Genomic DNA, 12402 nt, shown 5'->3' on the forward strand with positions numbered 1-12402 from the left:
CGGGGCCGCTGACTCCGCAGATGTACACGAGAACGGTCGGTTAGGGTGGCAGATGCGTCATCTGCCCGTCTCGTGCGGGCTGCAACTCAAAGGAAAGATGGGGGAGTCGGCGTGACGGATGCATCAGCGGGGGCGGAGGAGGCCCGGCGCGAGGCGGGCCTGGTCGCGGCGCAGGAGAAGGCGATCGCCCTGTTCGCCGAGGTGGAGGCGCGCGGACTGGTCGCGCCCGGTGTCGGGGAGCGGGAGGCGAGCGACCGCATCCGGGACCTGGCGAACGACATGTTCGGCACCACCAAGCACTGGCACAAGCGGATCGTCCGCTCGGGGCCCAACTCCCTGCTCCCGTACCGGGAGAACCCGCCGGACCGGATCATCGGCGAGGACGACGTCGCCTTCGCCGACTTCGGCCCGATCTTCGAGGAGTACGAGGCGGACTTCGGCCGCACCTACGTCTTCGGCGACGACCCGGACAAGCACCGGCTCCTCGCGGACCTGCCGCGCGTCTTCGACGCCGGACGCGCCGCGTTCGCCGCGGACCCCGACATCACGGGCAAGCAGTTGCACGCCGAGGTCGAGCGCCTGGCCGCCGAGGCGGGCTGGACCCTCGGCATCTGGCACGCGGGCCACCTCGTGGGGGAGTTCCCGCACGAGACCAACGACGGGGCGAAGACCGAGTCCTACATCACCCCCGACAACGACAACCCGCTGCGCCGCACCGACCGCAGGGGCCGGGTCTGCCACTGGATCCTGGAGCTGCACTTCGTCGACGAGCGCCGCGGGTTCGGCGGTTTCTACGAGCAGTTGCTCGACCTGGCGTGACGGCTGCCGCAGCCGGGTGATTCCCGCCACCCCGGACGAGGGCGCGATCGAGGCCCTCGATCCGGGGTGGGCTGCGTGGTGCATGCGCCGACCCCTCGTACGGTCGCCGACTCCTCCACCCGGTATCTCGCATCTACGAGGTGGATGCGGGACCCGTCATCGTAAATGCGAGGAACCTGACCCAGCCCCTCCCTTGGTTGATTCACCAGGACCTGACCCGTCCGGCCGGGTGTTTTCCGTGTTGCGCACCAGTCGTTTTCAGCCGCCGCCCCGGCTTCACTGGCGGGGAAGCAGCGGCCGAAGACGGGGGAGACATGGATCTGCATACGGTTCTCGACGTGCGTGACGCCCGACGTCACGAGCCCTGGCGGCCGGGCGACGCCTGGCTCGGCGGCGGAACGTACCTCTTCTCCGAACCCCAGCCGCAGCTGCGGCGGTTGGTGGATCTGAGCCGGATGGGCTGGGAGCCGATCCGGACACTGCCCGACGGATCGGTGGAGATCGCGGCAACCTGCACCATCGCGCAGCTGTCGCGGTTCGGGCGCACGCTCGACGCGACGGCCGCGCCGCTCATCGAGCAGTGCTGCCGGGCCTTCCTCGCCTCCTTCAAAATCTGGAACATGGCCACGGTCGGCGGCAACCTCTGCAACGCCCTGCCCGCAGGCCCGATGATCTCCCTCACCGCCGCCCTCGACGGCGAGTGCCTGCTCCAGGCCCAGGACGGGTCGACGCGGCGGGTGAAGGCCGCCGCCTTCGTCATCGGCGCGGGCCGCAAGGATCTCGCCGTCGGCGAGCTGCTGCGGTCGGTGACCGTCCCGGCCCGCTCGCTGCGGTGCCGTACCGCCTTCCGACAGGCCTCGCTCTACGGCCTCGGCCGCTCCGGCGCACTCGTCATCGGGGCGCTGGATCCGCTCGACGGTTCGCTGGCGGTGACGATCACGGCCGCGACCGTACGGCCGTTCCGCCTCTGGTTCGCCCTGCCGCCGGGCCGGGCCGAGCTGCGCGCGGCGATCCTCTCGGCCGTGGGCGAGTCCGACTGGTTCGACGACATCCACGGACTGCCCGAGTGGCGGCGGCACATGGCCTGCCACCTCGCCGAGCAGATCCGTCACGAACTCACCCGGGACGGTGTGCGATGAGCTTCCGCATCCAGATCAACGACCAGCCCTTCGACGCCGATCCCCGCGCCGGTCAGTGTCTGCGCACGTATCTGCGCGAGCGCGGCTGGTTCGGGGTGAAGAAGGGCTGCGACGCCGGGGACTGCGGCGCCTGCACGGTCCATGTCGACGGCGAGCCGGTGCACAGCTGTCTGTATCCGGCCGTACGGGCGGAGGGCCGGTCGGTCACCACGGTGGAGGGGCTGGCCGCGAAGGACGGTGAACTCCACCCCGTACAGCAGAAGTTCCTCGACGCCCAGGGCTTCCAGTGCGGGTTCTGCACGGCGGGTTTCCTGATGACCACGGCCGCCCTCGAACAGGAGAAGGGCACCGCCCACGACGACGGCAAACTGGACGACCTGCCCCGCGCCTTCAAGGGCAACATCTGCCGCTGCACGGGATACCGCGCCATCGAGGACGCCGTCCGGGGTGTGCAACACACCGAACGCCCCTGCGCGGGACAGGCGGTGGGCAAGAGCCTCGGCGCCCCTGCGGGCCCGCAGGTCGTGACGGGCACGGCCCGCTACACCTTCGACGTCGAGGTCCCCGGCCTGCTCCACATGAAGCTGCTGCGCTCCCCGCACCCGCACGCCCGCATCCTCGCCATCGACACCTCCGCCGCCCTGCGCGTGCCGGGCGTCCACGCCGTCCTCACCCACGAGGACGCCCCCGCCACGCTGTACTCCAGCGCCCGCCACGAACACCCCACCGAGGACCCCGACGACACCCGCGTCCTCGACGACACCGTCCGCTACATCGGCCAGCGCGTCGCCGCCGTGGTCGCGGACAGCGAGCAGGCGGCCGAGGAGGGCTGCCGCCGGATCGAGGTGACGTACGAGCAACTCCCTTACGTCACCGACCCCGAGGAGGCCATGCGCCCCGGTGCGCCCGTCATCCACGCGGGCAAGGGACCCGAGGTGCGGATCGCCCGGGTCGAGAACAACGTGGCCGGTGAGGTGCACGGCGAGATCGGTTGCGTCGAGGACGGGTTCGCCGAAGCGGCGGTGGTGTACGAGGAGACGTACCGCACCCAGCGCGTCCAGCACGCCAGCCTCGAAACCCACGGCTGCGTCGCCTACTTCGAGCCGAAGGAGGACGGCGACGGGGAGCGGCTCACGGTCCGGTCCAGCACTCAGACCCCCTTCCTCACCCGCCGCGCGCTGTGCGCCCTCTACGGCCTTCCCGAGGGCGAGGTCCGGGTCGTCGCGGGCCGGGTCGGCGGCGGCTTCGGCGGCAAGCAGGAGATGCTGACCGAGGACATCGTCGTCCTCGCCGCGCTCAAACTGCGCCGCCCGGTCAAACTCGAATACACCCGCGCCGAGCAGTTCTACGGTGCCACCACCCGCCATCCGTTCACCATCCGCATCAAGCTGGGCGCCCGCGCCGACGGCACCCTGACCGCGATCCAGATGCGTGTCGTCTCCAACACCGGCGCGTACGGAAACCACGGCCCCGCCGTCATGTTCCACAGCGTCGGCGAGTCCTTCGCCGTCTACCGGGCCCCGCACAAGAAGGTCGACGCCTACTCCGTCTACACCAACGCCGTCCCCGCGGGCGCCTTCCGGGGCTACGGCCTGGGCCAGGTCACCTTCGCCGTCGAGTCCGCGATGGACGAGCTGGCCCGCCGCCTGGACATGGACCCGCTCGCCCTCCGGGAGAAGAACATCATCGGTCCCGGCGACCACATGGCCAGCCCGATCGGCGAGGAGGAGGACCTGCACATCGCCTCGTACGGCCTCGCCCAGTGTCTGTCGATCGTCCGTCAGGCCATCGCCGAGGACCGGAGCGCCGACGACGTACCGGAGGGCTGGCTGACCGGCCAGGGCACGGCGATGGCGATGATCGCGACCGGCCCGCCCGGCGGCCACTACGCGGACGCGACCGTCAGCCTCCTCTCTGATGGGACGTACGACATCGCGGTGGGCACGGCGGAGTTCGGCAACGGCACCACCACCGTCCACAAGCAGATCACCGCGGGAGCCCTCAACACCACCGTGGACCGGATCGCCATCCGCCAGTCCGACACCGACGTCGTACGCCACGACACCGGCGCCTTCGGTTCGGCCGGTACGGTCGTCGCGGGCAAGGCGGTGCTGCTCGCCGCCGGTGCCCTGGCCGAGCGGCTGCGGACCTTCGCGGCCCGGTACACCGGAGTGGCCCGCCATCGGTGCACGCTCGGCGCGGAGGCGCTCGACTGCGCCGGCCGGACCGTCACCCTCAAGGAGCTCCACGAGGCGGCCCACGCCCAGGGGGCGCGGGACGAGCTCAGGGCGGACGGCCACTGGGGCGGCAGCCCGCGGTCGGTGGCCTTCAACGCCCAGTGGTTCCGGATCGCCGTCGACCCGGTCACGGGCGAGATGAGGATCCTGCGCAGCGTCCATGCCGCCGACGCGGGCAAGGTCATGAACCCGCTCCAGTGCCGCGGCCAGGTCGAGGGCGGCGTCGCCCAGGCGCTGGGCGCCACGCTCTTCGAGACGGTACGGCTCGACGAGCGCGGCGCGGTGACCACCGCGGCCTTCCGGCGCTATCGCCTTCCGCAGTACGCCGACGTGCCGCGCACCGAGGTCCACTTCGTGGAGACGACCGACGCGATCGGCCCGCTCGGCGCCAAGTCGATGAGCGAGAGCCCCTTCAACCCGGTGGCCCCCGCCTTCGCCAACGCACTGCGCGACGCGACGGGGATCCGGTTCACCGAGATGCCGGTGACCCGCGATCGTGTGTGGCTGGCGATGGACCAGCGGCGCGCCGGGCCGACCCGGCCCGGCGCGTCGGAGCGGGCGGGCTAGTGCGGCATCAGGGCTGGGCCGGTGCGAGGGCCTTGATGACGGCGAAGACACCGCCCTGGGGGTCGGACAGGACGGACATCCGGCCGGCCGGCATGTCGAACGGCGGGGCGATGACCTTGCCCCCGGCCTTCCCGGCCGCTGCCGCGATCGCGTCCACGTCGTCCGTGTGGAAGTACGTGAGCCAGTGCGGCGGGGTGCCGGCCGGGTGCTGGTCCAGGCCCATCATCCCGCCGACCTCACGGCCGTCGACGCGGATGGTGGTGTAGCCCTCGGCGCCGGGGAGGTCGGTGGGGCCGGTGGTGAGGGGCAGGACGCGGGAGTAGAACTCGGCCGCCGCCTCGGTGTCGTTGGTGGCGAGCTCGTTCCAGGTGAGCGCGCCGTGCTCGTTGACGATGCCCGCGCCGTCGAAGGTGCCGGGCTGCCAGAGGCCGACGACGGCGCCGGTCGGGTCGGTGACGATCGCCATCCGGCCCAGCTCCATGACGTCGACCGGGCCCATCATGACGCCGCCGCCCGCGTCGGTGACGGCCTTGAGGGTGCCGTCGACGTTGTCGGTGGACAAGTAGGTGGTCCACACGGTCGGCGGCATCGGGTCGGGGACCGTGCCGTCCGGGTTCATCGCCTTCATGATCCCGGCGACGGGCTTGCCCTTGAGCTGGCAGACCGAGTACCCGCCGGTCTCAGGCGGCCCGATCTCCCCCTGCCAGCCGAACAGGCCGCAGTAGAAGTCGAGGGCGGCCTGCTGGTCGGGGACCATCAGATCGACCCAGCAGGGGGTGCCGGGCTTGTACGGACCGTTCATGTCGGGCATGGATGCCTCCGGTGAATACCGTGGGGGAAGGACGGGCTGTCCTTTACCCGCCTCATGGATCCGGAACCGGGCCGAACGGGTGAACGTGGTGCGCGGCGCCGGTCACGGTGTGTGCCACCCCGCCGCTGGCCGCAGAGCCGGGTGTGTAACACCCTGGACGTGGGGGAGTCGCGCGAAAGGAAAGCGCCATGGATACCAGCAGCGGCGATCGCCGTGTCGTGGTGGGTGTCGACGGCTCCGAGGCGTCGTACGAGGCACTGCGGTGGGCGGTACGGCACGCCCGCCTCATTCGGGCGTCGGTGGAGGCGGTGGCAGCGTACGACGTGCCCGGGGCGGCGGGGTGGTCGGCTCCGGCGGTGGACGCGGACCTCGACGAGGAGCAGGCGAGGAAGGATCTCGGCGATGAACTCCGAAGCGTGCTCGGCCAGGCCCCGGACGTACCGCTGACCAGCCACGTTGTGCGGGGCAACGCGGCAGAGGTGCTGACCGACACTTCGGTCGGCGCGGAGCTGCTGGTGGTGGGCAACCGGGGCAGGGGAGGGTTCGCCCGCCTCCTGCTCGGCTAGGTCAGCCTGCAGTGCGCCCAGCACGCCTCGTGCCCGGTGGTCATCATCCGCGAGGGCGCCCTGGGCGGGAGCGCCCACGAGGCTTGAGGGGTGTGGGCGCGGGTGTGGCTGTCGCGCGGTGGTTGCCTCTCCGCCTACCTGCCCGTTTCGACCGCGTCCCGAGGAGCGCCATGCCGCGGGCGAACTCGGGCTCCCGAAGACCCCCGAGGGCCTGGCGCGTCTCGTCGCGGCTGAGGGCCTGCCGAGGCTGGCGGCTGCCCTGGTACGCGTGGAACTCTCCGGCGGGGCGGCCGACGCGCTGCGGGCGGCGGGTTGGGAGCTGCTCAGGGCGTCTGCTCCGCTTCCGGGCCGTCGGGCGGTGTGCGGTCGAGTTCGGCCGCCCAGCGCTCGGACCAGCGGTGCAGCCCGCGAAGTTCATGGGAGGCGTCCCTGCCGAGGGCTGTGAGGCGGTAGCCGCCGTCTAGGTCGCGCTCGATCAGGCGGGTTTCCTGGAGCTCGGTGAGGCGTTGGTGCAGCACGCTGGACGACATGCCGTCGCACCGCTGCTGCAGCGGCCGGAATCCCAGGGCCTGGTCCCGGAGCTCCCACAGGATGCGCAAGGTCCAGCGCCGGCCGAACAGGTCGAGGGCCGCCATGAGGGGGCGTCCCGTGGCGGACCCGCGTACGGGACGCCGGGGTGCTGGTGCGGCGGTCATCGAGCCTGCCCCTCGTCTTCTGCCCGGGCCTTCTTCCGCCCGGTATGGCGCTTCGGTTTCAGAAACAGTACCTTCTCTCCAGGTGCTTCTAAAAAAGAAGCGGTCGAGTGGGAGGCTCCATGACTGCCCGGATCTCACCTGTCACTGCCCCGTACCCCGCTGACGTCACGTCAGTGCTGCGCCGCATGATGCCCACGGGGGAGGAGCCGATCGCCCTCTTCCGGACCTATGCGCGCAACCCGCAACTGACGGAGGCGCTGCACGCCTGGGGCTCGTACCAGCTCAGCCGCCGACTCAGTCTCGGCCTGCGCGACCGGGAGATCGTCATCGACCGCACCTGTGCGTTGTGCGGCTGCGAGTACGAGTGGAGCGTGCACGTGCAACGCTTCGCGCCCCGCGCCGAGTTGACCGAAGCGCAGATCCGCTCGCTTACGTACGGAACCAGCTCGGACGCGTGCTGGGACACCGAACGCGACCGGCTGCTCATCGAGGCGGTCGACGCGCTGCACGCCCGCCATGACATCGTCGACGCACTGTGGGGCCGACTGGCCGGCGAGTTCACCGCCGAACAGCTTCTGGACCTGCTGATGCTGTGCGGCTGGTACCACGCCATCAGTTTCACGGCCCGGGCCACCAGGCTGCCGCTGGAGCCCGGCGCGCCACGGTTCTCCGCGTTCGCCGCACCGGACGGCGACACGTCGTCATGACGGTGTTCCTTCGAGTTGGTTGTCTGCGGGGGTTACGGGGCGTGGGGCAGGTGTTTCGGCTCTGCGGCGGGGAAGTATGCCGATCGCCACGGCCGCCGCGAGTACGAAGAGGGCGGCGGCGACGGTCAGGCCCAGGGCGTAGCCGGAGTTGAGTGCGGCGGGGTCGGTGGCCGTGCCGGTGTGGTGTGCGGCCAGGGTGGTGAGGGCGGCCACGCCGATGCAGCCGCCGAGTTGGCGGGAGCTGTTCATGAGGCCCGAGGCCATGCCGGCTTCGTGCGGGGCGACGCCGGTGGTCGCGGCGGCGACGATCGGGGCGATGACCAGTCCGATGCCGACGCCGGTGATGATGCAGGGGCCGAGCACGTCGGTGAGGAAACCGCCGTGGGGACTGATGCGGGCGAACCAGGCCAGACCCGCGGCCGCCAGCAGGGCGCCGGACACCAGGGATGCGCGAGGGGTGCGTGCCGAGGTGACGCGGGTCGCGACGACGGTGCCCGCGATCAGGCTCACGGAGAAGGGCAGGAACGCGGCGCCGGTCGCCGCCGCACCCATGCCCAACACCTGCTGCATGTACAGCGACACGAAGTAGAACGCCGCGAACTGCCCGGCCGTGGAGAAGAACGCCAGCACGTTGGCGCCCGCGACCCAGCGGCTGCGCAGCAGGCCGAGGCGCAACAGGGGCGCGGTTGCCCTGGATTCGACGAGGACGAAGGCGGCCAGGAGCGCGGCCGCAGTGGCGAGCGTTACCCAGGTGGATGCGGAGCCCCACCCGTGGGTGTCGGTGCGGACGACACCGAGCACGAGCAACCCGATTCCACCGGTCGCCAGGACGGTGCCGAGCACGTCGAGCCGCTCGCGCCGGGCGGGGCGTGCGTCGGCGGGTACGCCCGCGATAACCAGTGGCAGAGCAACCGCCACGATGGGCAGGTTGATCAGCATCACCCAGCGCCAACCCGCGTACTCGGTCAGCAGCCCACCCGCCAGTACACCCAGTGCTCCGCCCGCCGCGTTCACGGCACTCCACACTCCCAACGCGCGCACCCGCCGTGGACCCTCGGTGAACGTGGTGGTGAGCATCGCCAGTGCGGCCGGGGCGGCTGCGGCGGCCCCCAGGCCCTGACCGGCGCGGGCGGCGATCAGTTCCCAGGGTGCCTGGGCCAGGCCGCCCGCCAGCGAGCACAGCCCGAAGACCGCCAACCCCAGCACGAACAGCCGACGTCGGCCGTACAAGTCGGCCGCGCGGCCCCCGAGTAGCAGGAATCCGCCGAGCGTGAGGGCGTATACGTGCACCACCCACGGCAGTTGGAGCGGCGCGAACCCCAGCGCGGTGCGGATCGTGGGCAGGGCGACGTTGACCACCGAAAGGTCCAGGGCGACGGCGAACTGGGCGACGGCCACGGCCGCCAGCACCACTCCGGGACGCCCGCGTAAGTTTTTGTACATGTAAGAAAACTAGCCCCAGAGGATCGCCGCTGTCGAGAGCTGGGGGATGATGAGGGCATGCCGCAACCGCCCGCACCGCGCAAAGCCACCGGCCGACCTCCCCGTATCTCCCGCGAGGAGGTCATCGGGACGGCCCGCCGGATCGTGGACGCGGACGGCGTCGACCGGCTGACGATGCGTCGGCTGGCCTCGGAGATCGGCAGTACGCCGATGGCGCTCTACCACCACGTACGCAACAAGGAAGAGCTGCTCGTCCTGCTGCTGGACGACTACGCCACGCGGACGCTGCGCCGACCCGAACTGCCCGACCGGCCGCGCGAACGGATCGTCGTCGCAGCAGCCGCGATCCACGAGGCGCTCGCCACCTGCCCCTGGATCGTGGAGGTGCTGACCGCCGACGACCTGATGTCCGAATCCGCCCTGTGGTTCGTCGAGCAGATCGTCGACGGGCTGGTCGCCTGCGGTCTGTCGCCCGAGCGAGCCGTGCACGGGTACCGCGCGATCTGGTACTACACCGCCGGAGAGATCGTGATCCGGACGACGGCGGCCCGGCGGCGCGCGGAGGACGACCGGACGACCTACCGGGAGCGGGTCTTCGCCGATCTCGACCCGGACGAGCTGCCCCGCTTGGCACAGGTCGCGGACCACTGGGCCCCGCTGACCGCCGAGGACACCTACCTGGAGGGACTCCGCGCCTTGGTGGACGGCCTCGTCGCCACCCGCTGAGGAGGTGTGCCGGTTGTGCGGGCTCAGCCCGTCGGGGTGCCCTGATGGAAGTACATGCGCCAACCCGCGTCCGTCAGGCGCCACACGGAGCTCCGCCACACCCGGCGGCCCTGGTGTTCGGAGAAATACGTCAGGTGCACGATGCCCGGGGCGAGGACGACGCCGGACATCTCGGTGACGTTGACGGGAGACTCCGGGGACACCGTGCCGTCACCGGTCGCCGTGAGGATCGACGCCACATCCCACCGGCGTCCGGATGCCCCGATCTCGGTGAACTCCGGATCGAGGAGTTCCAGGACACGCTCCGGGGAAGCGCGCACCTCAGGTTCGAGAAGCCGCAGCTCCCCCTTCACCGCCGCCCGCACCGCCTGCTCGCTCTCATCCGTCATGCGGGAACCCTACGGACACACCGTCCCAGGTCACAGCGAATTGTCCGCGTGCGGCGGCCCGGGCCCCGCCGCCCCGGGACGGTGCTCGAATTCCATGGCGGTGCACGGCGCCGTATGGCCATAAGATCTGCTGGCTCGGCCCGGGGCCGGGCCATGGGGTTCTGGATCTTTTCTTGGGGGGCGACACCGTGGGTGTCATCGTGGGTGGAATCAGCGCCGTGCTGATCGCCGTACTGGCGTGGTGGCTCGTCCGGACGTACAACCGGTTGGTCCGGCTGCGCAACCAGACGCAGGCGTCGTGGGCGCAGATCGACGTCCAACTGAAGCGGCGGCACGAGCTGATACCGAATCTGGTCGAGGGGGCGCGCGGGTATGCCGCGCACGAGCGTGCCACGCTCGAAGCGGTGGTGGCAGCGCGCGGGGTGGCCACGGGCGGCGGCCTCGGGATCGTGGACCAGGCGGCCGCCGAGGACGCGCTGACCGCGTCCCTGGGCCGGTTGCTCGCGCTGGGCGAGAACTATCCGCAGCTGAAGGCCGACCGGCACTTCGCCACGCTGCAGGAGGAGCTGACCACGGCGGAGGACAGGATCGCGTACGCGCGGCAGTTCTACAACAGCGCCGTGCAGAGCTATCACACCGCCCTGGAGAGCTTCCCGGGCAACCTGCTCGCCGGTCTGGGCGGGGCGCACGGGCGCAAGGAGTACTTCGAGGCCGGTGCCGTGGTTCAGGACGCGGTGCAGGTGAGATTCGCGTGACGTTCGAAGCCGAGCTCTACTGGAGCGGCGCCGGGCTGATCGCCCTGTGGCTCGCGGCGTTCGGGATCGCCCTCGCGGCCACGCGCAACGGCGCCGTGGAAGCCGCCCCCGCCACACAGGAATTCGGGCCCGAGCCCGAGTCGCCCGCCGTGGTCGCGCTGCTGGCCAACCGGTGGCGGTCCGTCGACCGCGCCGCCGCGGCCACCCTCCTCGACCTCGCGGCGCGCGGCCTCCTGGAGCTGCGCCAGCCCGCCGACGACCCGGCGCACAGCACCGTGCACCTCACCGGCAAGGACGCGGCGGACCTCACCCCGTACGAGCGGCGCGTCCTCGCCCGAGTCGCCGAGCGCGCGGGCGAGACAGGTGCCCCGATCGGGGCGATCGCCTTCCGCGGCGAGGAGCGTGCGAAGGCCTGGAACGGCGCGCTGCGCCAGGAGATCGTCGTCGAGGCACGGCGGCGCGGGCTGTCCCGGACCCGGTTCGCACCGCTGCTCGCCACGGCGTTGTTCATGACGCTCTTCGCCCCTGGCGCGCTGTTCGGCGTGGCCGCCGTCTCCGGCGGACACGGCATCCGCGGCGCCCTGGCGGTCGCGGTCCTCCCGGCACTCCCGCTGATGTGGCTGCTGGCCAGGTCGCTCGGTGAACGGGCCACCCCGCGCGGGCTCGAACGGGCCGGGCACTGGGCCGGAGTCCAAGCCTGGCTGCACGCCCACGAGGAGTTCGCCCCACTGCCACCGGCGGCCGTCACCGTCTGGGACCGCTACCTCGGATACGGCACCGCGCTCGGCGTCACCAGCCGGGCCGGGCGACTGCTTGGCTTCGACGCGGGCGACAAGCGCCGGGTCTGGTCCTCGTACGGCGGCACCTGGCGTCCCGTACGGATCCGCTATCCACGGCTGCGCCCCGGCTTCGGAGCCACCACGGCCCGACTGCTGCAGTTGGCGTGCGCGGCGGGCGTGGTGGCGGTGGGCCTGTACCTCTTCGCGGTCCTGCGGCAGCCCGACTGGGCGGTGACCACCGGCCCGGACGCGGACCACTCGCTGCGCCGCCCCGGGCTGCTGCTGAGCGCCGGCTGGGTGGGCATCGCCCTGCTGGGCGTCCTGGTGGCGGGCCGCTTCGGGCGCTGGACGCTGTTCGTGGCGTTCCTCGCGCTGATGCCCGGCAACTTCGGCAGCGCCCACGGCTGGCTCGGCCACGCCATGGACCGCTCCGGGCTGCTGGTGGGGGAGACGGTCGCGATCGTCTCCTTCGGCGCGCTGGCCGCGTACTACCTGACCCTCGCCGTCCTGGAGCGACGCGCTCCGCACACGGTCACCGGCGAGGTGCTGCGCATGGAGCCGCGCAGACGCGAGAGCGCACCGCGCTTCCTGGCGCTGGACACGGGCGACGCGGACCGCACCGTCGCCTGGGCCCTGCCGCCCGAGGCACCGGCCGTCGCCCCGGGCAGTGTGGTGCGCCTCGCGGTGTCACCGGCGACCCGGGCGGTGCGCTCGGCGGACGTGGTCACCGGCTGATCGAGGGGGCGCGGCATGGGCGACCGGGGGTTTC

12 protein-coding genes are annotated in these 12402 nt (G+C 71.7%); 8 read left to right on the top strand and 4 right to left on the bottom strand.

The features are described 5' to 3' along the window. The first annotated feature begins 111 nt into the window (after nucleotides 1-111). From IE252_RS03500 to IE252_RS03510, 3 genes are all read left to right on the top strand, one after another. Nucleotides 112-819, top strand: a complete 708-nt coding sequence (locus IE252_RS03500) for a M24 family metallopeptidase (RefSeq protein WP_190087717.1) — start codon at nucleotides 112-114, stop codon at nucleotides 817-819. A 314-nt stretch (nucleotides 820-1133) separates the two neighbouring features. Beyond that, nucleotides 1134-1958, top strand: coding sequence for an FAD binding domain-containing protein (locus tag IE252_RS03505; RefSeq protein WP_190087718.1), 825 nt, complete (start codon nucleotides 1134-1136; stop codon nucleotides 1956-1958). Continuing rightward, complete coding sequence (locus IE252_RS03510) at nucleotides 1955-4762, top strand: molybdopterin-dependent oxidoreductase (RefSeq protein ID WP_190087719.1); 2808 nt, start codon at nucleotides 1955-1957, stop codon at nucleotides 4760-4762. The genes IE252_RS03505 and IE252_RS03510 overlap by 4 nt, the downstream gene beginning before the upstream one ends. A gap of 7 nt (nucleotides 4763-4769) precedes the next feature. Here IE252_RS03510 and IE252_RS03515 read toward each other — a convergent pair whose 3' ends face one another. Next, nucleotides 4770-5564: a VOC family protein gene (locus IE252_RS03515; RefSeq protein WP_190087857.1), complete on the bottom strand. Its 795-nt coding sequence runs from the start codon at nucleotides 5562-5564 to the stop codon at nucleotides 4770-4772. A 197-nt stretch (nucleotides 5565-5761) separates the two neighbouring features. On the opposite strand from IE252_RS03515, the gene IE252_RS03520 reads away from it, so the two are divergent. After that, nucleotides 5762-6139: a universal stress protein gene (locus tag IE252_RS03520; RefSeq protein ID WP_190087720.1), complete on the top strand. Its 378-nt coding sequence runs from the start codon at nucleotides 5762-5764 to the stop codon at nucleotides 6137-6139. 323 nt (nucleotides 6140-6462) lie between these two features. Here IE252_RS03520 and IE252_RS03525 read toward each other — a convergent pair whose 3' ends face one another. After that, nucleotides 6463-6834 (bottom strand): winged helix-turn-helix transcriptional regulator, encoded by a 372-nt coding sequence (locus IE252_RS03525; RefSeq protein ID WP_268248385.1) that lies wholly within the window; start codon nucleotides 6832-6834, stop codon nucleotides 6463-6465. Between the two features lie 185 nt (nucleotides 6835-7019). Between IE252_RS03525 and IE252_RS03530 the strand changes: the two genes are divergently transcribed. Further along, the gene (locus tag IE252_RS03530) at nucleotides 7020-7541 is read left to right on the top strand and encodes a carboxymuconolactone decarboxylase family protein (protein ID WP_229847918.1); all 522 of its coding nucleotides are present in this window, start codon (nucleotides 7020-7022) and stop codon (nucleotides 7539-7541) included. On the opposite strand, the gene IE252_RS03535 is transcribed toward IE252_RS03530, so the two are convergent. Continuing rightward, nucleotides 7536-8984, bottom strand: a complete 1449-nt coding sequence (locus IE252_RS03535) for an MFS transporter (RefSeq protein WP_190087722.1) — start codon at nucleotides 8982-8984, stop codon at nucleotides 7536-7538. The genes IE252_RS03530 and IE252_RS03535 overlap by 6 nt on opposite strands. 57 nt (nucleotides 8985-9041) lie before the next feature. On the opposite strand from IE252_RS03535, the gene IE252_RS03540 reads away from it, so the two are divergent. Then, nucleotides 9042-9710 carry a TetR/AcrR family transcriptional regulator gene (locus tag IE252_RS03540; protein WP_190087723.1) on the top strand — a complete coding sequence of 223 codons (669 nt, stop codon included), beginning with the start codon at nucleotides 9042-9044 and terminating at the stop codon, nucleotides 9708-9710. Between the two features lie 23 nt (nucleotides 9711-9733). Here IE252_RS03540 and IE252_RS03545 read toward each other — a convergent pair whose 3' ends face one another. After that, entirely contained in the window at nucleotides 9734-10099 is a 366-nt protein-coding gene (locus IE252_RS03545) for a nuclear transport factor 2 family protein (protein WP_190087724.1), read from the bottom strand. A gap of 200 nt (nucleotides 10100-10299) precedes the next feature. On the opposite strand from IE252_RS03545, the gene IE252_RS03550 reads away from it, so the two are divergent. After that, on the top strand, nucleotides 10300-10854 hold the full coding sequence (locus IE252_RS03550; protein WP_229847920.1) for a LemA family protein: 555 nt from the start codon (nucleotides 10300-10302) through the stop codon (nucleotides 10852-10854). Beyond that, complete coding sequence (locus IE252_RS03555; protein WP_190087726.1) at nucleotides 10851-12368, top strand: DUF2207 family protein; 1518 nt, start codon at nucleotides 10851-10853, stop codon at nucleotides 12366-12368. Before IE252_RS03550 ends, IE252_RS03555 begins: the two co-directional genes overlap by 4 nt. The last annotated feature ends 34 nt before the right edge of the window (nucleotides 12369-12402 follow it).

This window comes from Streptomyces melanogenes, from assembly GCF_014649795.1.
GTDB classification, from domain to species: domain Bacteria; phylum Actinomycetota; class Actinomycetes; order Streptomycetales; family Streptomycetaceae; genus Streptomyces; species Streptomyces noboritoensis.